This is a genomic window from Cedecea sp. Ae19-4 (assembly GCF_059801165.1).
The window spans coordinates 801,114-820,894 of sequence record NZ_JBCHWG010000001.1 but is presented as its reverse complement, the minus strand read 5'-3'; the positions used below and the strand labels follow the sequence as shown (position 1 = coordinate 820,894).

Genomic DNA, 19,781 nt, shown 5'->3' with positions numbered 1-19,781 from the left:
AAAACCCTCACTGTGCCGCGAACAGAACGCGAGCGAGCTTCTCAACCGCGGCGATATTTGCCGGGCCGGGCGTCAACTCGGCGTACTGCAGCTTAAGATATCGATGCTGTTTCACCGCCGGGGTGAGCTTCATCAGCGGGTGGCGCTCAAGGAACTGGCGGAGCGAATCAGCGCCCCCGCCGGTCTGGTAATCCAGCAGAATGATGACATCCGGCTCGGCCGACGCAACATTTTCCCAGGAGGTTGTCCCCCAGCTGGTGTCCAGCCCTTCCATGGCGTTTTTACCGCCAGCGGCCTCGATAATGGCCTGCGGCATGGCGTATTTTCCGCTGGTAAACGGTTTGTCTTCCCCGGAGTCATACACAAAGACTTTCAGTGGCCTTGCGCCCGGTAGTGCTTTGGGGAGAGCCGCCAGCCGCGCTCTCCAGCCGTCAACCAGCTTCTGAGCAACCTCCGCCTTACCAAAAATTTTGCCAAGCGTAAGCTCATCGTTATAAAGCAGATCCAGGGTCGCCTTGGTTTTGCTTTCCCCGGAAATCGCGCAGCTTTCGCTGAGCACAAAGGTTTTGATGCCGTATTTGGCAAGACTTTGAGGTGTAACGTCGCCCCCCACTTTCATGCCGTAATTCCAGCCCGCGAAAAAGAAATCTGGCTCGGCGGCCAGCAGCGTTTCAAGCGAGGGGTATTTGGGCGCAAGCTCAGGGATCGTCCCCATTTGTCGCTTAAATTCGGGCGTCATTTTGTACCAGCCGGAGATGCCGGTCAGACCCACAATCTGCGGCTGTAAATCCAGAGCAAAAGCCATCTCCGACATGTTCAGGTCGTTGATTACCGCCCGCTTTGGTGCTGCGGTAAAGACAATGGGTTTACCGCAGCTCTCAATGGTCACAGGGAAGCCGGAGGCAAAGGCAGTAAAGGAGGTAAAGGCCAGCCAGAAGCCGGTAGCGATTTTTAACATCATAGCGATCCCTGAAAATTTACCGTGGGCGCGAAGGTTCAAAAAAACGGACTCGTCTGCCTTGCTGGCCTGGATGGTCAACGGTAAAGCTGTCGAGGCCGAAAATGGGGCGAAGTGTTTCGGTATTCAGCGCGGCGTCGGGCACGTTAAAAGCCTGCTGTTGCCCCGCCGACAAAATAAGGACCTTGTCAGCAAACCCTTCGATTAAGTTGAGATCGTGCAGGACGGCGATAACCGTTGTGCCGCGAGCTTTCACCAGCGCTAACAGTTCTTCCCGTGCCGCCAGGTCCAGATGATTAGTCGGCTCATCCAGTAACAGCAACCGGGAGGTTTGCGCCAGCGTTCGCGCCAGAATTGCCCGCTGCCTTTCCCCGCCGGACAGACAGGCCAGCGATTTATGCCGCATCCCGAGCACACCAACCTCTTTCATCGCCCCACACACAATGCAGCGATGTTCTGGCTCCGGCATATCACGGGCAAACGGGAGCCGGCCTAACGCGACATAATCCTCAATGGAGAGACGCAAATCGGGGAGATCGTTTTGCGACATGACCGCCACGAGCTTCGCCCGCAGCTGCGGGTTGAGCTTATTTAAGGGGCGGCCCGCCAGCGTTATTTCCCCCTCGGCCTTTAGTTCCTGGCTCAGCGCCCGCAGCAGCGACGTTTTGCCGCTGCCGTTTGGCCCAATCACGCTGAGCCGCTCACCTTTTCTCAGGTGAAAATTAATCGCCACCGGCCAGGCTGCGCCCTGCGGACGGGCAATCGCCCGCAGGGAAACGCTTAACTCGGCTGCTGGTTCTCCGGGGGAAAAAGGCATGCTCAGAACTCGTTGCGCAGCAGTTGGTAACCTTCCACCAGCTTGACGTTGGTGTTGGCCACCTCTTCAGAAAACTGCACCGAAGCGGGGTCAACCCGTGAATAGTGGCTTAAATCAGAGTCGGGCCCCACGCGCTCGGTGGACGGAATATACGTTTGCTTCGGCAGTGTCACCCCATCAACCACCGCGTTGTAGCGAATGACGCAGCCGGTTTGTACGTGGCAGTTAAAAAGTACGCTGTTAAAGCCGATAAACACCCGCTCGTCGACCCGGCAAGGGCCGTGCACAATCGCCCGGTGCGCAATCGACGTACCGCTGCCAATGGTCACCGGCGCCCCGCTTTTCGAGTGAATAACCACGCCATCCTGAATATTCGAATGGGAATGGATCACGATAGGATCCATGTCGCCTTCGGCGTTCAGCTCATCGGCGCGGATCACCGCGTAAGGCCCGACATAAACATAGTCATGAATAATGACCCGGCCACAAATCACCGCCGTGGGATCGATGTACGCTTTGGGAGAGACCTGTGGCAGATGGCCTGAAGGGTTTTTACGCAGCATGGTGATTTCCTGTCCAGTGAATACGGGCCACCGCGTTGTGCGCATGGAGGCTTTCCTGATGCTCAACGCGAAGGCTAAAAGCGGTGCTAAAAGGCGCGTCCTGCATCGCCTTGTTCAGGCGGCGAGCGGCGTCTTCGCAAAACATCAAATTTTGGCCATTGGCCAGGGCGAAGGCCTGCTCGTCGCTACGCTTAACCACCGTTTGCACCGCCGTGCCAAGCGCAGCCTCGCAGCGGTCGATAAGTTCCTCGAAAGGCAACGTAGCAACATCCGGCTTCAGCTGGCAGCTAACCCACGCCCAGCTTCTCTGGCTGTGGGGCGTGCCCGGCATGCCCTTCTCGCCCAGCCAGGCCAGCATTTCTTCGACGGACACCCCCTCCTTTCGCGAGCCAAAGTCCCGCTGAAACTGCTGCTGCGCGAGATTGCGACTCAGCGCCGCCGAGGCCGGACAGGTAGATGAATACGGGATCCCCACCCGAAGCGTGACGGCAAAACCTTCCCCACGCTCCGCCAGGATGCGGATGGGGTAAGCCTTCCAGCCAAAGTGGTTTGAGGTTAAAGATTTGCGGGACAGCAGCAGTTCGCCGGTGATTTCCACGCTGGCGCGGTCGCTGCTGCGCTGGTGCGAAACCAAAAATTCTCCCAGTAAACGGCGCAGTACCGCCGGCGTAATTTCGCCCTGGGTTAGCTCGTCCAGCAGCAGATAGATCCGGGACATATGAATGCCCTTTTCCGCTTCCGGGGAACGGAGAAGATTGATCCCGGCGTTGACTTTCGCCGTCAGCGGGCGCCCCGCGACCTCCACCGGAAGGTCGATTTGTTCCATGCCAACCCAGGACAGGGCCATGTCGAAATCGTGGCTTCTGAGTGACTGAATATCAGGCAGCATTTTGGGGCATAACATTGGAGTGACCGTCATATTGCACATCGTTTTGCTGTAATTTTGTTACGTTATAACATAACAAAACTCATTTGTGCAAAGCGACGTTTTGCCGTAAAGCGAATCCGCCCGATCACAGGAGAAAATTCGGTGTAAAACCGCTGATTGGCTCGATATATCTTATCACCCGGCAAGTGTTGCCCGAGTGTTCACACAATGATAGCATCATGTAAACAGCCATTTAGACGGCTAGACAGTTAAACTAAAAAGCATTGAGGAATACCGTATGTGGCAAGAAAGGCTCTCGCAGTTGGTCAGCACCTGTCATTGGATTGGCGCTAAAGGCTGGGCTCCGGCGACCGGCGGCAATATGTCCATTCGCCAGGATGCCGAGTGGTGCTGGCTGAGCGAATCCGGGCGCGACAAAGGCAGCCTGACCAGCGAGGATTTCCTGCAGGTAGACATTGCCACGAATCAGGCGCCGTCGGGGCGTAAACCCTCCGCCGAAACCGGACTGCACACGCTGGTTTATCGCCTTTTCCCTGAAGCAAACGTCGTGCTGCACGTCCACACCGTGAATGCCACCGTGCTGTCGCGGATTGAAAAAGGCCCGGCGTTGAACATCAGCGGCTATGAAATGCAAAAAACCCTGACCGGCCAGCAGACGCACCTCGACACGGTGCCAATTGCTATCTTCGATAACGATCAGGACATCGATGCGCTGGCAAAACGCATTGAACGGCATGCCGAACAGGCTCCCCTGAAATACGGTTTCCTGCTGCGTGGCCACGGCCTGACCTGCTGGGGCAAAGACGTCGCCGAAGCACGTCGTCAGCTTGAAGGGCTTGAATTCCTGTTCGAATGCGAAATGCAGCGCCGCCTGTACGAGCGCGATTAATCGTTATCTTCCTGTGTCTGTTCGCTAGCGTGAGGCTTAAGGTATGGAATATTTCCTGGGTATTGATATCGGCACGTCGCGGGTCAAAGCCGTGCTGTTTGATAGTAATTTCCATGCCGTCGCCAGCGCTGCGGAAAACACTTCTCCCACGCTTTCCCCACAGGGCTACGCCGAACAGGATATGGAGAAGCTCTGGCAGTCCGTCGTGCGCACGCTGCGGCAAGTGGCCGACAGCCCGGCATTACAGCAGGGCAAACTCAAGGCCATCGGCCTGGCGGGCCAGGGGGAAGGCGTCTGGCTGAGCGACAAAAACGGCGATCCCGTGGGCCCGGGTATTCTCTGGAGCGACACCCGCAGCCGGGCGCTGATGGACGAACTGCTGCAGTCGCCTGGCCTCGACAAAGCACTGTTCGATGAAACCGGCTCTCAGCTCCAGCCCTGTAACACCAGCCTGCAGCTCTGCTGGCTCAAGCGAAATCAGCCGGAACGCCTGGCCGCCGCCGACTATATCTTCTTTGCTAAAGACTGGATTCGCTTTCGGCTTACACAGGTTGCCGCCCTTGAATTAACCGACACCAGCGCTTCGCTGCTGAACCAGTTGACCGGGGAGATTTCCGATTTCGCCCTTCAGGCTCTGGGCATCGACGATCTGAAAACACGTTTTCCGCCCCTGCTTCACCCCGACGCCCAGGCTGGTAGCTTGAGTGAAGCCGCCGCCCTGCTTTGCGGCCTGCCGCCAGCGACGCCAGTTGCTGCAGGCGCACTCGATGTGTGCAGCGCGGCGCTAGGCTGCGGGGCTATTCACGACGGGGATATTTATACCATTCTCGGCACCACCTGCTGCACCGGCGTGGTGTGCCACGGGCGCGAGACCGTCAGCAGCGGCACCCGCTTTGTCACCCATACCGAACAGGGCAGTTTTATTAACCTGTTTCCAATGCAGGCCGGGACACCAAATATCGACTGGCTGCAACAGCACATTTCGCTGACGCCGGATCTGGTTGCGCTGGAAAAAGAGATTACCGCTATTCCGCCGGGCAGCGGCGGCGTTTTCTGGCAGCCTTACCTGAACGGCGAGCGGGCACCGTTTTACAGCCCCACCGCCCGGGCTGGATTCTTTGGCGTCGACCAGCACACGTCCCGCGCGGCGCTTCAGCGTGCCGTTTTTGAAGGACTGGCGTATGCGATTGTGGATTCACTCACGGGCTATGCCAGTGAGGGCTGTCTTTACCTCACCGGCGGCGGCGCGGCTTCTGCCACCTGGCTGCAAATTATCGCCGACTGTACCGGACGCACCGTCATTGCCAGCCACTTTAATGAACTCAGCGCCCGAGGCGCGGCGCTGCTGGCCGCCCGCAGCGTAGGCGCGCTGGAACACTATCCGGCTATCGAACAAACCCGCTATCAGCCTCAACCCGAGGCCCATGCCGCCTACCGGGCGCTGTTCCCGGTGTTCCGGCTGCTGCGTGAACAGCTCCAGCCGGTGTGGCAGGCCAGGCACCAGGCTTTACAACGTCTTTCTCAGGATAATGCACAATGAAAATCGTCTTTACCGCCGAGTATGCGGGCAGCCTTGAACCGTTTAGCCAACTGGGCGAGCTGGTTGTCGAAGGCTGGGCCATCGGTAAACCTAAACTTCAGGCCTCACAGATTATCGACCTCGCCCACGATGCCGAGGTGATTGTCACCAGTTATGACGACATCACCGCCGAAGTGATCCACAGCTGCCCTAAGCTGAAAGTGATTGCCTGCACTCGCGCCAATCCGGTGAATATTGATGTTCAGGCGGCTCGGGCCCGCAATATCACCGTGCTTTATACGCCAGGACGCAACGCCGATGCCGCCGCCGAACTCACGCTGGGCCTGATGCTCGGCCTGATGCGCCATATTCCACAGTCCCATGCCGCTCTGAAGCGCGGCGCATTTACCCGCGAAAGCCAAAGCGAGCAGCAAACCCAGCCCGGCCTGCGCAAAGATGTGGTCTGGGACGTCAGCCCGGAAAGTCCTTATGAAGTGTTCAAGGGCGGCGAGCTGCGCAACAAAACGCTGGGTTTGATTGGCTACGGCAATATTGGCCGCCGCGTGGCGCGCATTGCCCGCGCTTTCGGGATGAATATTTTGGTGGTGGATCCGTTTGTCGCCGCCGAGGATATCGACGAGCCGGGGCTGCACAAAACCACGCTCGACGCGCTGTTCCGCGAGTCAGATATTGTTAGCCTGCATTTGAGCAGCGGGCCGCACAGCGATGGTCTGGTCAACGCGTCCCTTCTGCAAAGCATGAAACCGGGCGCGAAGCTGATCAATACGTCCCGCGCCTCCGTGGTGGTGGAAGCCGATCTCATCGAAGCCTTGCGCCACGGGCCGCTCGGTGGCGCGGCACTCGATGTCTACCACCAGGAGCCGCTGTGGAGAGACCATCCGTTTATCAGCGAGCTGGATAACGTCATCATTACGCCGCACATCGCGGGGGCAACCCGAGAAAGCATCCAGAAACACACCGCGATGATTGCCGCCGATCTTCAGCGGTTTGTGGCTGGTGAGCCGCTGCTGTACGCCTGGCGCTAAGAGAAAAAACGGCCCTTCGGGGCCGTTTTTTTATGCCAGCAACGGCGTCGTCGCCATAAAATCCTGCAAGTGCTCCCAGTTCACCACGCCCGCATCAGAGCCTAATCCTGTCGCCACAAGCGCGGCAGTCGCAGACGCGACCCGGCAGGCTTCCTCCTCCGAAAGCCCCCTGGCCAGGGCGGCGATAAACCCGCCGCAATAGCTGTCTCCGCAACCGGTTGTGTCGCTGGCAATCACGTTATAGGCCGGGAAGTGACGGGTTTTCTCGCGGCTGAATAGCCAGGAGCCCCGCACGCTGTCTTTAAAAATGCAGCATTTCGCACCCAGCGCGAGGAAGAAATCGGCAATCTCTGCGGGCGACAGGCGCCCGGAGATAAATGCGGCTTCTTCGAGTGCAGGCATAAAATAGTCCACATGAGGCAACAGCGGACGTAAGAGCGCCAGCGTATTGCTATCAGGTGCGATTAAATCAAAGCTGGTGATGACGCCCCGAGCTTGCGCCGCGGCCAGTAAACGAGCGCTCTGGCCGCCATCCATGGCCGCAAGCAGCCCGGTGCCGCCGTGGTGCAGATAGCGCGTATTCAGTACCCGACCGAAATCAGCCTCAGCGACGAACAACTCATCGGATGCGCCCCGGCAGTGCAGTGCAGGTCTCTCACCGTTTGGGCGAATGGGCAAAATCGTCGCCGATGTCTCTTTTTGCGACGTGCGCTGGATCAGCGAGCAGTCAATCCCCAGCCGACGATAGCTGCCCAGAATAAATTCGGCTTTTTCGTCCTCGCCCAGGCAGGCCACGGTTGACGTGCGAATGCCCAGTTTGGCGGCATTCACTAAAGCCCCGGCGGCAGTTCCCGCCGGGTTGAGGCGAATTTGCTCAATAAACTGCACGCCGCCGCCGGAGGGGATGCCCACTACAGGGCGCCCCGCAATATCCAGGATGGTCAGGCCCACAAAAACAGCGTCAAATTTGCTCATAACGCCCTCACTGGTGCTGCTGGCGCAGTCGCGCCTGCCAGAATGAAACGGCCAGCGCCACCACCAGGATCACGCCCACCAGCGCCTCTTTCACCAGGTAGTTCAGCCCCATCAGGTTAAGCCCGTTATCAATAATCGCGAGGAACAGCACGCCGCCAAGCGTCCCCCCCATGCTCACGCGCCCCTGACGCTGAAAAGCGGTGCCGATAAACACGGCGGCAATGGCATCCATCAGGTAAGACTGCCCGGCGAGCGGCGTAAACTGGCGCAGGTTGGCAGACAGAATAATGCCGCCCACGGCACACATTGCCGAAGCGGCAATCAGCACCCAGAACAGGGTTCGCTTATCGGCTATCCCGGCTATACGCGCCGCTTCACTGTTTTGCCCAATCGCACGCACCCGCTTACCAAACAGCGTCCGTTCGGTCAGCAGCCAGGCGACCAGCCAGACCACGAGCACGATAAGCACCGGCGTGGGGATCCCTCCAACATTGCCCACCGCTAAATCGTGATATTCCGGGGCCATGCGCCGCCAGGAAATCGCCCCGCCGCCGTCGGTGTAAATACGCTCGGCGCTGCTGGCAATAAACCAGGTACCTAGCGTCGCCAAAAACGGTTTAATGCGGCAGGCGAGGATAAGAAAAGCGTTGACCAGGCCTATCACCACGCCGCCCAACAGGGCGCACAGCACAGCCACCTGCCAGGGAAGCTGCCAGGTTTTGAGCGCAATTAAAGCCAGCATGGCGCCAAAGTCGATAGCCACGCCGACGGAGAGATCGATCGCCCCGGCGCTGACAATCAGCGTCATCGCCAGCGCCACAATCAGCAGAATGGCGCTGCCCTGAAGTAAATTGCTCCAGTTATCCAGCGTCAGGAAAACGGGGTTTGACCAGCTAAACAGGACAATGAAAAACAGCGTGACCAGCGCAAAGCCCGCACGTGACAGCCAGGCCCGCGGTTTTCTCCCGGACTCACCGGCCGGACGCGTTGCCGCCAGAGCAGAAAAAACTTTCATTATTTATTGCCCCCTTTCTGCTGCAGGGCAGAAGCCGCCAGCACCACAAGAATCAGTCCGCCTTTAATGGCACCGACCCAGAAGATATTAACCCCCAGTAATCCAAGACCGTTAGACAAGGCGTTGACCAGGATAGCCCCCAGAAGCGCCCCCCAAACGGTAACCACGCGGCGACGGGAGAAGGCTGCGCCCAGGAAGGTCGCCAGCACCGTCTCCATCAGTAAAGGCGTAGCGGTTCCGCTGGAACTGCCCGACCCCTGCGCCAGCAGCGGGAAGACCGCCAGCCCGGCCGCAACGGCGGCAATAAGCCAGGACGCGAGGATAAGACGGCGCACGTTAAGCCCGGACATCTGCGCCATGTCTTTGCTGCCCCCCGTCGCCTGCAAGTGCTGGCCAAAGCGGGTGTGATGCAGCAAAAGCTGGAAGCCTACGAAGACCAGCAGCAGATAAATCAGCACATAAGGAATGCCCAGCATGCTGCCGTCGCGAAACGCCACCATCAGCGGGTCGCTGACGCTAATCCGGCGCTGCCCGGTCAGCAGATCGGTCAGGCCGGTAAAGGCCACCGAGGTTGAGAGCGTTGCCAACAGCGGTGGCAGTCCGGTAACCAGTACCAACAGCGCGTTGATGCCCCCGCACAGCAGACTCAGCGCCGCCACCAGCAGTAAGAGCAGCGGCCACGGCGTCAGCCATTCGCTCATGCCCAGGCTTAACAGCGCCACGCCGAACACGGCGATGGCCGGGAGCGAAAGATCGATCCCGCCGGAAACGACGTCATCTCCCCCGGCAGCAATCACGCAGACAAGGCCAAAGCTCAGGATCGCCAGCGGCACGCTTTGCACCAACATCAGGCTGATGTTCTGCCAGCTAAGGAACCACGGCGATTGAATGCTTAGCCAGACAAACAGGCCAACAAACAGCAGCAGCGGAAATTTTTCAAACAACGCAACGGAGCAACCTGTCCCAAAACGGCGAATTTCAATCATCATGCTGCATGCTCCTGCCCACCGTTAATCGTTGCCAGTAGCGCGTCAAGGGTCAGTCCCTGAGTGGGCAAGTTCGCCACCATTTCCCCGCGCCACATCACCAGAATGCGGTCGCACAGGCCCAGCAGTTCGGTCGCGTCGCTGGAAGAAACCAGCACCGAACGCCCCTGCTCGGCAAGCTGTCGGGTGCGCTGATAGATATCGCTGCGTGCGCCGATATCGACGCCGAGCGTGGGCTCATCAAGAATAAACAAGCGGGCGTCAGTCCCCAGCCAGCGGGCAAGAATCACCTTTTGCTGATTTCCACCACTCATAAAGCGTACTGGCAGCGCCGGGAGTGCAGGACGAATACTCAGCCGCGCAATCCAGTCCAGGGCTTTTTGCAGCGCCCGGGAACGGTGTTCCCAGCCAAACGTTGCCGTGTCCGGCAGCGACGCAAGGTTGATGTTATCGGTGGCCGAAAACGGCAGGATCAGCCCCTGATGACGGCGATCGCGAGGTACAAGCGCCATACCGGCCCGGATAGCCTGCCGCGGGGAGCGAATACGGCGGGAGCGCCCTTCTATGACAATCTCGCCCTTTTTCGCCGTGTTCAGTCCGTAAAGTGTATCCACCAGCACGTCCCTTCCCGCGCCCAGCAGCCCTGCCAGACCGACAATTTCACCTTTACGGATTTCAAAGCTGATGTCCTGTAGCTGCTGCCCGTCAGACAGCGAACGCACGGCAAGCAGCGGTGTTTCTCCAGCCGTGGGATCAGCCTCGTGCTGACGAGGGGTATAAAGTCGGTCAATTTCTCTGCCGACCATCATATGAATGACGGCATCGGTATTCTGCAGCACTTCGCGATCCGGGTAGCCCACCACTTCCCCGTTGCGCAGCACGGTGCCCGCATCGCACAGCGCGGCAATTTCGTTGAGGTAATGGGAGATGTACAGAATCGCGATGCCCTGCTCCTTGAGACGCAGGATAGCGTCAGACACCAGGCTCGCTTCGTGAGCTTCGAGCGGCGCCGTAGGTTCGTCGAAGACCACCAGCTTTGCCGCGCCGTCAATCAGCGCCCTGGCGATTTGCACGAGCTTGCGTTCGGCCAGACTCAGTTGCCGGATCAGGCGGTCGGGGTTGATATCCAGTTTCCAGGTACGGAGGAAAAAATCTCTCGTCGCCTGTCGCATACGCCTGCTGTCCAACAGCCCACCGGCACGGCGATATTCCTGCCCCAGAAACACCGACTCGGCAACGGTAAAATGTGGGATTAGATTAAGTTCCTGATGAATAACGCGTATTCCCTGGGCCTCAATCGCCGCGGGCTTACCCAGCGGAAGCGGGATGCCGTCGAGCGTGGCCGCGCCGCCATCGGCCTGGTAAACCCCGGCAAGAATTTTAATTAAGGTGGATTTGCCCGCGCCGTTTTCACCGATAAGCCCGTGAATTTCACCGGGGCCGATCGTCAGCGTGACCGCGTTTAACGCGGTCACATTGGCAAATCGTTTACTGATGCGGTCCATCACCAGGCCGCGCTGCGTTTTTGCCGCGTCCACTACTTCAGCTCACCGTAACCCAGTTTTTTGTACACGGCTTTAGCTTCATCCGGGCCTTTCACCGGGATAACCGGGATAAAGGTCTGAATTGGTAGCTTCTGGCCTGCGAAGTAGCGAGCCACGTTTTCGGCAGACGTCTGGCCAATCAGGTGAGGCTGCTGAGCAACGTTGGCCACCAGCGGACTGTCTTTTTCCGCCATGATTTCCAGCGTTTCCGGGCCGGCGTCGATGGCGGTGACCTTCACATCTTTATCACGTCCGGTCTCTTCCAGCGCCTGCACGATACCGATAGCCGGCTGGTCCCAGCAGGCTACATGGATAGCATCCAGCTTGCCTTTCGGATACTGGCTAAGTAACTCGAGGGTTTTCTTACGAGCATCCTCCGGCGAGTTAGCAAATTGTTCTGCCAGCTCCGGTTGAATAATTTTAATATCCGGGTAGTCCTTCAGGACATATTTCCATTGGTCATAACGTATGCCGCAAATGCGTAATGAATTAGAGAATGCGTTAAATACCGCAACATTACCTTTGCCGCCAAGCGCATCAGCCATATAACGGCCAATGGTTGAGCCCAAAGTGTAGTTGTCAGACGTCGTGTTATTCACGGAATACTGAGAAACATGGTCAACGGTAAAGACCGGAATACCAGCGTCGCGCAATGCTTTAAATTTAGGCTCAACGGCACTGTCGCCCAAAATACTGATTACGGCATCTACCTTCCGGGACAGCAGAATATCGTGGTTATTGGCATGAACCTGGTTATCCCTGCCACCATCCACGCCGATAACCTTGCCGCCCAGCTTTTCCACTTCTTCGGTAGCGCCCTTATAGGCTTCGCGATCCCAAAAGTGCTGGGTTCCCACGACGGCAACCCCGATTGTTTTCCCCTGTAATGAGAGCGTGTCTGTGGCGAAAGCAGCACCTGATGCCAGCGACACCAGGCCTACGGCGGCAGACAGAAGTCTTTTTTTACCCTTCATTGCTATAGTTATCCTGTAGTTATTATTCACACTTAAGCCTGATGATCCGGGTTTCAGCCTGGCAGCAAGGGCTTATTCCGCTACACTTATTTGAGACAATAAATGTCGCGAGCGCCCTGGCCTCCGGCAAAAAAACACCATTAAGCGACAGCATGACAACAAGCATTATCAAGCCAAAATAAAAAATAGATATATCTTATACTTTCCACAGCCATGTCATTAAGTCACTTTAGAATGAGGTAAACAAACATGAAAAAAACACATGTAAAACAGACAACAAGAAAATAATTCAACAACACTAAATACATGGGTTAATTATTTTTAGAGAGAAAACAAAACCCCTTAAAATAAAATTAAACGACGATATATTCTTGCCAGTTAATTATAAATCCTGTCGACTTATTTAAATGAAACAGTATTCGCTAAAGTTCGACCAATTTGCCTTATTTTTCATCGCTGGATGAATTTCCTCTTTGCGCCCACCTCCCCGTATGATGCCGCATTAGCCCTATTGAAAACGCATGGTATAAGCATGAAAGCGGAACATCAGCTGGCGGTAATGCACTGGGGAACCTACCAGGTCACCACCGAGGGCGATCGTATCGCCGCCATTTCTCCCGTCTCGTGGGACAAAAACCCCTCCCGCATCGGCCAGTCTCTGGCGGATGCCGTCACCGGGAATACCCGGATTCGTCGCCCGGCAGTTCGCCTCGGCTACCTGCAAAACGGCCCGGCCTCACGCGAAGGCAGAGGGAAAGAGCCTTTTGTCGAGGTGAGCTGGGAGCAGGCGTTGGATTTGCTGGCACGCGATCTCCGCTCGGTGCAGGAGCGATGTGGTAACGAAGCGATTTTTGGCGGCTCTTACGGCTGGGCCAGCGCCGGGCGCTTTCACCATGCCCAAAGCCAGCTGCACCGTTTTCTTAAAGGCTTTGGCGGCTACACCGCCAGTACCAATACCTACAGCAGCGCGGCCGGAGAACGGATCCTGCCGCATATTCTTGGCCCGTTAAGCCCGCTGCATAAACAACACACCCATTTCTCCGTGCTGGCAGAACATTGCGAAATGTTTGTGGCCATCGGCGGGCTACCGCTTAGAAATGCTCAGGTTAACGGCGGCGGCGCAAACGACCACATGCTGAAGCACTGGCTTGAGCGTCTGGCGCAAAATGGCGTGCAGTTCGTGAACATCAGCCCGGTACAAAACGATCTCAGCGCCGTAGAAAGCGCCCGCTGGCTGGCAATTCGCCCAGGCACCGACACCGCACTGCTGCTGGCGCTTTGCCATACATTGATTGCAGAGTCTCTGCACGATGCAGCCTTTATCCATAGCCATACCGTTGGCTTCGAACAGCTGCGCCGCTATCTTTTCGGCGAGCACGACGGCGTGCCTAAAACCGCTGACTGGGCGGCAGATATCACCGGCATTGATGCCGAACAAATTTTAACGCTCGCGCGTACCATGGCGGGCAAGCGCACGATGATCAATATTTCCTGGTCCATTCAGCGTGCTCGCCAGGGAGAACAGGCGTACTGGGCAACCGTGGCGCTGACTTCTCTTCTAGGCCAGATAGGCACGCCTGGTGGAGGTTTGGCTTTCGGCTATGCCTGTACCAATCTTGCAGGTGCTGCGCGCGTGCCTTTTTCCGGGCCTCGCCTTCCCGCAGGAGAGAACAAGATAAAAACGGCTATTCCCGTGGCCCGCCTGTCGGACATGTTGTTACATCCCGGCGGTGAATATGAATTTGATGGCAAGCTCTGCCACTACCCCGATATTCGCCTCGTCTATTGGGCTGGCGGCAACGCTTTCCATCATCATCAGGATCTCAACCGCCTGGTTGAAGCCTGGCGTAGACCGGAAACCATCGTTGCACACGAGCAGTACTGGACGGCGCAGGCGAAGTTTTCCGACATTGTGTTGCCGGTGACGACTTCTCTTGAACGTGACGATATCGGCAGCGGCAGCCATGACGGCTTTATGATTGCTATGCGCCAGCAGATCCCGGCCCTCGCGGAAGCGCAGGATGATTACACCATTTTCTGTGCGCTCGCGAAAAAATTGGGCTTTTACGACGCCTTCAGCGAAGGGCGGACCGCCGCCGACTGGTTGCCGCATCTGTATGAATCGTCACGGGAGAGAGCGCAGGAAGACGGCGTAGAGCTTCCCTCTTTTGACACCTTCTGGGAGAAGGGAAAACTGGAGTTCATGCCGCCCGCTAAGCCACAAGTTTTTCTGGCCGATTTCCGCGCAGATCCGCAACAGTCCCCGCTTTCCACCCCGTCGGGAAAAATTGAGCTTTATTCAGACACCGTGGCCGGTTTCGGCTATCGGGAGTGCCCCGGCTTTCCCTTCTGGGATGAAGAAGAGGCCGCTTATCAGCAACAGCAGGCCAGGCAGTGGCCTTTGCACCTGCTTTCCAGCCAGCCACGCACCCGACTGCACAGCCAGTATGACCACGGCAGCGTCAGCCGGGCCACTAAAATTCAGGGGCGCGAGCCGCTGTGGATGCACCCGGCTGATGCCCGTAAACGCGGGATCCAGGAAGGGGAAGTGGTAAAGGTCTTTAATGGCCGGGGTGCCATTCTGGCTGGCGTTCACATCAGTAACCAGATCCTGCCGGGAGTGGTTCAGATCTCGACCGGAGCCTGGTATGACCCGATGGATCCTTCCACGCCGGGCTCTTTAGATAAACACGGCAATCCGAATGTATTGACCGAGGATCGGGGCTCTTCGCGCCTGGGTCAGGGTTGCAGCGCCCAAAGCTGCCGGGTAGAAATTGAGCTTTGGAAAGAAGTACTCCCGCCGATTACCGCGTTTGATCCCCCCGAGTTTGTGGCCTGAGAGGTTACGCGAGAGCCTCCGCGAGCGTGTCTTTCAGGAATGCGACACACGCACTGACCTCGCGGGAGGCTTTATTTATTGGTGGGTAAAGTAAAAAGGCGCTAAATGGCGGCACAGCGTATTCCGGCAGTAGAGCGACAAGCTGGCCGTTTTCCAGCGCCTGGTGACATACCGGATATTGCAACACGCCGAGCGCGGCACCCGCCCTCAGCATTGTGTTGAGCGGCCGCCAGTGATTGGCGCTGAACACCACGTTCAGCCGGGCGCTGATAATCTGGTTATGTTGTGAAATAAGCGGTAGCCGGTTGTCGTTAAACAGGCCAGATACTCGCGCAAAAGCATGGTGAATCAGGTCGTCGGGGGAAGTTGGCGTACCGTTTCGCACCAAATACTCCGGGGAAGCCACCAGCACCCGCCGCACATTACCCAGCGGATACGCCACAAAATCGCCTTCACCCGGATCACCAAGCCTGAACGAAATATCGACGCCCTCCGTCACCGGATCGACTACGCGATCGTTCAGGACCAGCTCAATATTCAGATCGGGATGGTTTGCTCTCAGCTTCAGCAAGGCGGGCATCAGAATTTCTTCACCCGCGCCGAAGGGTGCTGCGATGCGAATCAGCCCTTTTAGCCCCACCCGCTCATCCACGACCGCCAGCGCAAGATCTGCCGCCGAAATCACGACTTTACTGCGTTCATAGAATAGCGCTCCGCTGTCGGTCATGGACATTCGGCGCGTGTTTCGCCGCAGCAGACGGGTGCCAAGGTGAGCTTCCAGCCGCTCAATCCTCTCACTCACCGCCGGCTGTCCGATGCCGATATCGCGCGCGGCGGCGGACATACTGCCCCGCTCCACCACCCGCACATAAATTCGCATTGCCGCCAGAAGATCCATGGACTGAGTATATTGGTTTTTCCGATAGATGAAAGCAGTAACAGATATCTACTGCGCCAGTGCAATTTACATAAAACTGACGGCTTATGCGTTATCAAATGCTCTTACTAATCAGGAATATCATCATGGCAGAGATCAGACTTTATCTTTTCCAGTCCGGCACTCAACGCTGCAAGTATCACGATATCAGGATGAATCAGGGGGAAGGGAGCCACTATGAAATCCCCGTCCCTTGGTTCCTTCTGACTCACCCGAAAGGCCACGCCATTATTGACGGCGGGCTAGCGGCAGAAGGGTTAGCCGATCCTCGGGCATACTGGGGAGATACGGTCAAACATTATCAGCCGTTAATGACCGAAGAACAGGGATGCGTGGCGCAGCTGCGTGCGCTGGGCATTGAGCCGGAAGAGATTCGCTATGTATTACTTTCTCACCTGCACTCTGACCACACCGGCGCCATTGGGCGCTTCCCTAACGCTTTGCATATCGTGCAGCGGCAGGAATACAACTATGCCTTTCAGCCGGACTGGTTCACCGCAGGCGCCTATTGCCGCAAGGATTTTGCCCGCCAGAATCTGAACTGGCAGTTGCTGGATGAGGACGGTTTTGATTTGTACGGCGACGGGACGCTGCGCTGCATTTCGACCCCGGGACATTCGCCGGGGCATCAGTCGTTTCTGGTGACGCTCACTAGCGGCAAGGCATTCACGCTGGCGATTGATGCGGCCTATACGCTGGATCATTTTTATGACCGCGCGCTTCCGGGCTTGATGACCTCAGCCAGCGACGCTGCACGCTCGGTGGCAAAATTGAGAAACCTGACCGAGTGCAACGGGGCAAGGCTGATTCCCGGCCACGATCCCGATGCCTGGCCGCAGTTCACCCTGGCACCAGCCTGGTACGAGTAAGTCAGGTTCCATCTTCACTGAGCGGCACGGGCAAATTTATCGTCATCAGCAACCCGCCCTCAGCAGGCAGGCTGGCGTGGATATCCCCGTGGTGCGCATGACAGATTTCTCTGGCAATAGAAAGCCCCAGCCCACTGCCGCCTGAATCCCTTGCCCGCGAGCGCTCCCCGCGGGTGAAACGCTCAAAAATATGCGGCAGATAATCCCCGGCGACGCCAGGCCCGGTATCAAGAAACTGGATTTCAATGCCCTGCTTAAGATGGCGAAAGCGAATGGACATGCGATCGTCCTTGCTGCAATAGCGAAGCATGTTCTCAATGATAATGGTGAAGACCTGCCCCAGTCGGGCTTCATCTCCTGAGTAATAGAATTCATCTTCCGCCTCCACCGAGACGGACATCCCGGCCGCTTCCAGCTGGGGTTTTAGCCATGCTACCCGTTCATTCAGGACTTCAGAAAGCGAGAATACGCCGTGCTGGAGCGAGAGTTGCCCCGCACTCGCCAGGGAAAGGAAATGCAAATCATCAGTCAGGTGGCTGAGGTTTTTTAGCTGCGTCATCACCATATTCAGCTGTTTTTCATCCGCCGGAAACACATGGTCGATCATGCCCTGCAGCCGCCCCATAGCGGCGGTAAGCGGTGAGCGCAGTTCATGTGCGGCCGCGACGTGCGCGGCCTTAAGCTCGCGTTCGTACAGCGCCAGCTGGCTAATCATTTTATTGAAGTTGCTGGCAAAGCGAGTCACCTCCGCCGGGCATTCATCCACCCGTTTTGCCTGTTGATTGAAATCCCCCTGAGCCACTATCTCCGCGACGTCCGTCAGGCTGCGAAACTGCGCGGCAAGCGGACGCGTGGCGCGTAAACAGCTGACGATCACAAATGGGGTCGCCATGGAAATAAAGATAAACAGCCAGCCCCAGTTGAGAGAGCTGATGGAAGGCGTGCTGTATTCAATTCCCCAGCGGGCATCCACAATTTGATGAAAACGAACAATGTCTAAGTCAGGGTTCGCCCGCAGCGTCAGAAACTCCTGGTAAGCGGCAGGCGACATGTGATGCACAACCCAGTAATACTGAACCGCGTAGATGCTCCACATCGCCAGCACGATGAAAAACAGTACGCTGACGGCCACCACGATGATACGAATCGATATCCACAGCAGGAGCGATTTGCTCTTTTTGTTGTTCATGGTTTGCAGAACCTGTAGCCAATGCCGCGTACGTTCAGAATGAGATTATCAACTCCCGCCGCCTCAAGCTTTTTCCTTAAGTTATAGACATGCGTGTCCACCACTCGCTCCAGAGCGTCGCTTTCCGGGAGACACTCTTCGAGCAAAAACTGACGGCTGAGCGGCCTCGTCGAGGCACGCATTAGCGTTTTCAAAATAGAAAACTCGGTGAGCGTTAAATCCAGGCGCAGGGGAGGATGTCCCTCATGCAACACCTGCGCCGCCAAATTGGTGACATCAACCTCCAGTGGACCCCAGCGTAAAACATCTTCTGCGGGGAGTTGGCTGGCCTGGCTGCGCCTGAGCACGGCCTGCACCCTGGCCATGACTTCGCCGGGATTGTAGGGCTTAACCACATAATCATCGGCGCCATAGCGTAAAGCGCCGATCTTGTCATAGGGTTCGCCCATGGCGGTGATCATGATGACGGGCGTATTGCCCTTTCGCCTGACGGCCGCAAGAATTTCCGTGCCGTTCATCCCAGGGAGCATGACGTCCAGCAAAATAAGATCGGGCTTCCAGGTAACCACCGTGTTCATGCCCGCCAGGCCATCCCCGGCCACCGAAACGCTATAGCCTTCGCGTTTAAGATAGGCCTCCAACACATTTGCCGCATCAGCGTCGTCTTCAATCACCAGGACCCGTTTATTTTTCATTTAATGTTACCTTGACAGTTTCTTCACAAATCCCTGGTCGTTCATTGATAAGCCCTCAGCATAATCCTTTTACTTACTGAGCTAAGTATGCACAAAAAATATAAACACCTGACGATGAGAATCATTATGTTAACGAAGAAAAGCACAAAATACATAATTGCACCGCTGATAATTTCCAGTATTTCATCATCGTATGCAAGTGAATTTAATTCTGATGAAACCGTGACAACTTTTGGCCTCGGAGCTATATCCTCTCCACGATACAGCGGAGCTAATGAACAAAACACCAGTGTTATTCCACTGATACACATTCAGATGAGTAATATCTTCTTTGATTCCATGAATGGGCTTGGCATTCATCTTCAAAGCGATAATGGTTTATATTTCGAGCCAACATTGGGTTACGATTCAGGCCGCACGGACAAAAATTCAGGCTGGCGAAAAGGCTCGAATAAACTTAAAGGCATGGGGGATATTTCGTCTACGGTCAATTCGGGTATTGCGCTTGGCTGGGCCGTCGCCCCCTGGCTGGTTTTTGAAGGTAAAACAACGCTGCCGTTAAATGATGATCAGGGCGTATCTTATTCCACAGCCATAAATTATATCCCGATTATGAACGAAGTTAATACGCTTACATTTCAGGCCAGCGCATTATTTGGCGATGCCCGTTATATGAATACCTGGTACGGCGTCAACGAACAGCAGCACAACCGATCAGGTTTCTCGCGCTACAGCAGCGCCGGTGGGTTTTACGGCACGGATACCAGCCTGACGCTGACCCATCAGTTCAGCGAACACTGGGGAGGCTTGTTTAGCCTGAGCTATGCCTGGCTTGATAAGAAAGCCTCCAACAGCCCCATCGTCATGAGAAAAGACAGTACGACCGGTATGCTTGCCATCAATTATACGTTCTGATTTCTTTTGCCATTGTGTATTCATTACAACAACAGGCCGAAGCATCGTTATGAAGATCGCGCTTATTGTGATTTTCACCTTCGTGGCATTTCTCTCCTCCACGGGAGTTCATGATTTTAAAGCGTGCCTGTACGAAAAGGGTGATTTTAACGTCTGTAATAA

18 protein-coding genes are annotated in these 19,781 nt (G+C 56.4%); 6 read left to right on the top strand and 12 right to left on the bottom strand.

The features are described 5' to 3' along the window. Positions 1 to 7: 7 nt before the first annotated feature. From AAIE02_RS03840 to folE2, 4 genes are read right to left on the bottom strand one after another with little or no spacing between them, the layout of a single operon-like run. The gene (locus tag AAIE02_RS03840; RefSeq protein ID WP_336983861.1) at positions 8 to 958 is read right to left on the bottom strand and encodes an ABC transporter substrate-binding protein; all 951 of its coding nucleotides are present in this window, start codon (positions 956 to 958) and stop codon (positions 8 to 10) included. 19 nt (positions 959 to 977) lie between these two features. Then, positions 978 to 1,775, bottom strand: coding sequence for an ABC transporter ATP-binding protein (locus AAIE02_RS03835; protein WP_008455672.1), 798 nt, complete (start codon positions 1,773 to 1,775; stop codon positions 978 to 980). Positions 1,776 to 1,777: 2 nt separating this feature from the next. Further along, positions 1,778 to 2,338, bottom strand: coding sequence for an LbetaH domain-containing protein (locus AAIE02_RS03830; RefSeq protein WP_008455674.1), 561 nt, complete (start codon positions 2,336 to 2,338; stop codon positions 1,778 to 1,780). Next, positions 2,328 to 3,257, bottom strand: a complete 930-nt coding sequence (folE2, locus tag AAIE02_RS03825) for a GTP cyclohydrolase FolE2 (protein WP_498532018.1) — start codon at positions 3,255 to 3,257, stop codon at positions 2,328 to 2,330. Before folE2 ends, AAIE02_RS03830 begins: the two co-directional genes overlap by 11 nt. Before the next feature lie 247 nt (positions 3,258 to 3,504). On the opposite strand from folE2, the gene AAIE02_RS03820 reads away from it, so the two are divergent. Genes AAIE02_RS03820 through AAIE02_RS03810 form a run of 3 tightly spaced genes read left to right on the top strand, consistent with a single transcriptional unit; the run spans position 3,505 to position 6,681 of the window. After that, positions 3,505 to 4,116: a methylthioribulose 1-phosphate dehydratase gene (locus AAIE02_RS03820; protein WP_166993674.1), complete on the top strand. Its 612-nt coding sequence runs from the start codon at positions 3,505 to 3,507 to the stop codon at positions 4,114 to 4,116. Positions 4,117 to 4,159: 43 nt separating this feature from the next. Continuing rightward, on the top strand, positions 4,160 to 5,656 hold the full coding sequence (locus AAIE02_RS03815) for an FGGY-family carbohydrate kinase (RefSeq protein ID WP_498532017.1): 1,497 nt from the start codon (positions 4,160 to 4,162) through the stop codon (positions 5,654 to 5,656). Further along, a complete protein-coding gene (locus tag AAIE02_RS03810; protein WP_498532016.1) occupies positions 5,653 to 6,681 on the top strand; it encodes a 2-hydroxyacid dehydrogenase in 1,029 nt (342 codons plus the stop codon). Before AAIE02_RS03815 ends, AAIE02_RS03810 begins: the two co-directional genes overlap by 4 nt. A 30-nt stretch (positions 6,682 to 6,711) precedes the next feature. Here the strand turns inward: AAIE02_RS03810 and AAIE02_RS03805 are convergent, their stop codons facing one another. The 5 genes from AAIE02_RS03805 to AAIE02_RS03785 are packed head-to-tail and all read right to left on the bottom strand — an operon-like array spanning position 6,712 to position 12,175. Then, entirely contained in the window at positions 6,712 to 7,656 is a 945-nt protein-coding gene (locus AAIE02_RS03805; RefSeq protein ID WP_336983853.1) for a carbohydrate kinase family protein, read from the bottom strand. 7 nt (positions 7,657 to 7,663) lie between these two features. Beyond that, complete coding sequence (locus AAIE02_RS03800; protein ID WP_336983854.1) at positions 7,664 to 8,671, bottom strand: ABC transporter permease; 1,008 nt, start codon at positions 8,669 to 8,671, stop codon at positions 7,664 to 7,666. Beyond that, on the bottom strand, positions 8,671 to 9,660 hold the full coding sequence (locus AAIE02_RS03795) for an ABC transporter permease (RefSeq protein WP_498532015.1): 990 nt from the start codon (positions 9,658 to 9,660) through the stop codon (positions 8,671 to 8,673). Before AAIE02_RS03795 ends, AAIE02_RS03800 begins: the two co-directional genes overlap by 1 nt. After that, entirely contained in the window at positions 9,657 to 11,162 is a 1,506-nt protein-coding gene (locus AAIE02_RS03790; protein ID WP_336983862.1) for a sugar ABC transporter ATP-binding protein, read from the bottom strand. The genes AAIE02_RS03795 and AAIE02_RS03790 overlap by 4 nt, the downstream gene beginning before the upstream one ends. Positions 11,163 to 11,194: 32 nt before the next feature. After that, positions 11,195 to 12,175 carry a sugar ABC transporter substrate-binding protein gene (locus AAIE02_RS03785; protein WP_336983855.1) on the bottom strand — a complete coding sequence of 327 codons (981 nt, stop codon included), beginning with the start codon at positions 12,173 to 12,175 and terminating at the stop codon, positions 11,195 to 11,197. Positions 12,176 to 12,707: 532 nt separating this feature from the next. Here AAIE02_RS03785 and AAIE02_RS03780 point away from each other — a divergent pair. Then, positions 12,708 to 15,014, top strand: a complete 2,307-nt coding sequence (locus tag AAIE02_RS03780; protein WP_166993662.1) for a molybdopterin-dependent oxidoreductase — start codon at positions 12,708 to 12,710, stop codon at positions 15,012 to 15,014. Between the two features lie 4 nt (positions 15,015 to 15,018). On the opposite strand, the gene AAIE02_RS03775 is transcribed toward AAIE02_RS03780, so the two are convergent. Beyond that, on the bottom strand, positions 15,019 to 15,894 hold the full coding sequence (locus AAIE02_RS03775; protein ID WP_498532014.1) for a LysR family transcriptional regulator: 876 nt from the start codon (positions 15,892 to 15,894) through the stop codon (positions 15,019 to 15,021). Positions 15,895 to 16,037: 143 nt separating this feature from the next. Here AAIE02_RS03775 and attM point away from each other — a divergent pair, with 143 nt between their 5' ends. Beyond that, the gene (gene attM / locus AAIE02_RS03770) at positions 16,038 to 16,820 is read left to right on the top strand and encodes an AttM family quorum-quenching N-acyl homoserine lactonase (RefSeq protein ID WP_336983858.1); all 783 of its coding nucleotides are present in this window, start codon (positions 16,038 to 16,040) and stop codon (positions 16,818 to 16,820) included. Position 16,821: 1 nt separating this feature from the next. Here the strand turns inward: attM and AAIE02_RS03765 are convergent, their stop codons facing one another. Then, entirely contained in the window at positions 16,822 to 18,009 is a 1,188-nt protein-coding gene (locus tag AAIE02_RS03765; RefSeq protein ID WP_498532013.1) for a sensor histidine kinase, read from the bottom strand. Next, positions 18,006 to 18,704, bottom strand: a complete 699-nt coding sequence (locus AAIE02_RS03760; RefSeq protein ID WP_008455681.1) for a response regulator — start codon at positions 18,702 to 18,704, stop codon at positions 18,006 to 18,008. Before AAIE02_RS03760 ends, AAIE02_RS03765 begins: the two co-directional genes overlap by 4 nt. Before the next feature lie 126 nt (positions 18,705 to 18,830). Here AAIE02_RS03760 and AAIE02_RS03755 point away from each other — a divergent pair, with 126 nt between their 5' ends. Beyond that, positions 18,831 to 19,619, top strand: a complete 789-nt coding sequence (locus AAIE02_RS03755; protein ID WP_498532012.1) for a MipA/OmpV family protein — start codon at positions 18,831 to 18,833, stop codon at positions 19,617 to 19,619. Positions 19,620 to 19,781: the final 162 nt, after the last annotated feature.

What these genes read in the sequence shown, in the direction of transcription:
- AAIE02_RS03840 (WP_336983861.1), bottom strand. Translation starts at nt 958, where the DNA reads ATGTTAAAAATCGCTACCGGCTTCTGGCTGGCCTTTACCTCCTTTACT.
- AAIE02_RS03835 (WP_008455672.1), bottom strand. Translation starts at nt 1,775, where the DNA reads ATGCCTTTTTCCCCCGGAGAACCAGCAGCCGAGTTAAGCGTTTCCCTG.
- AAIE02_RS03830 (WP_008455674.1), bottom strand. Translation starts at nt 2,338, where the DNA reads ATGCTGCGTAAAAACCCTTCAGGCCATCTGCCACAGGTCTCTCCCAAA.
- folE2 (WP_498532018.1), bottom strand. Translation starts at nt 3,257, where the DNA reads ATGACGGTCACTCCAATGTTATGCCCCAAAATGCTGCCTGATATTCAG.
- AAIE02_RS03820 (WP_166993674.1), top strand. Translation starts at nt 3,505, where the DNA reads ATGTGGCAAGAAAGGCTCTCGCAGTTGGTCAGCACCTGTCATTGGATT.
- AAIE02_RS03815 (WP_498532017.1), top strand. Translation starts at nt 4,160, where the DNA reads ATGGAATATTTCCTGGGTATTGATATCGGCACGTCGCGGGTCAAAGCC.
- AAIE02_RS03810 (WP_498532016.1), top strand. Translation starts at nt 5,653, where the DNA reads ATGAAAATCGTCTTTACCGCCGAGTATGCGGGCAGCCTTGAACCGTTT.
- AAIE02_RS03805 (WP_336983853.1), bottom strand. Translation starts at nt 7,656, where the DNA reads ATGAGCAAATTTGACGCTGTTTTTGTGGGCCTGACCATCCTGGATATT.
- AAIE02_RS03800 (WP_336983854.1), bottom strand. Translation starts at nt 8,671, where the DNA reads ATGAAAGTTTTTTCTGCTCTGGCGGCAACGCGTCCGGCCGGTGAGTCC.
- AAIE02_RS03795 (WP_498532015.1), bottom strand. Translation starts at nt 9,660, where the DNA reads ATGATGATTGAAATTCGCCGTTTTGGGACAGGTTGCTCCGTTGCGTTG.
- AAIE02_RS03790 (WP_336983862.1), bottom strand. Translation starts at nt 11,162, where the DNA reads ATGGACCGCATCAGTAAACGATTTGCCAATGTGACCGCGTTAAACGCG.
- AAIE02_RS03785 (WP_336983855.1), bottom strand. Translation starts at nt 12,175, where the DNA reads ATGAAGGGTAAAAAAAGACTTCTGTCTGCCGCCGTAGGCCTGGTGTCG.
- AAIE02_RS03780 (WP_166993662.1), top strand. Translation starts at nt 12,708, where the DNA reads ATGAAAGCGGAACATCAGCTGGCGGTAATGCACTGGGGAACCTACCAG.
- AAIE02_RS03775 (WP_498532014.1), bottom strand. Translation starts at nt 15,894, where the DNA reads ATGCGAATTTATGTGCGGGTGGTGGAGCGGGGCAGTATGTCCGCCGCC.
- attM (WP_336983858.1), top strand. Translation starts at nt 16,038, where the DNA reads ATGGCAGAGATCAGACTTTATCTTTTCCAGTCCGGCACTCAACGCTGC.
- AAIE02_RS03765 (WP_498532013.1), bottom strand. Translation starts at nt 18,009, where the DNA reads ATGAACAACAAAAAGAGCAAATCGCTCCTGCTGTGGATATCGATTCGT.
- AAIE02_RS03760 (WP_008455681.1), bottom strand. Translation starts at nt 18,704, where the DNA reads ATGAAAAATAAACGGGTCCTGGTGATTGAAGACGACGCTGATGCGGCA.
- AAIE02_RS03755 (WP_498532012.1), top strand. Translation starts at nt 18,831, where the DNA reads ATGTTAACGAAGAAAAGCACAAAATACATAATTGCACCGCTGATAATT.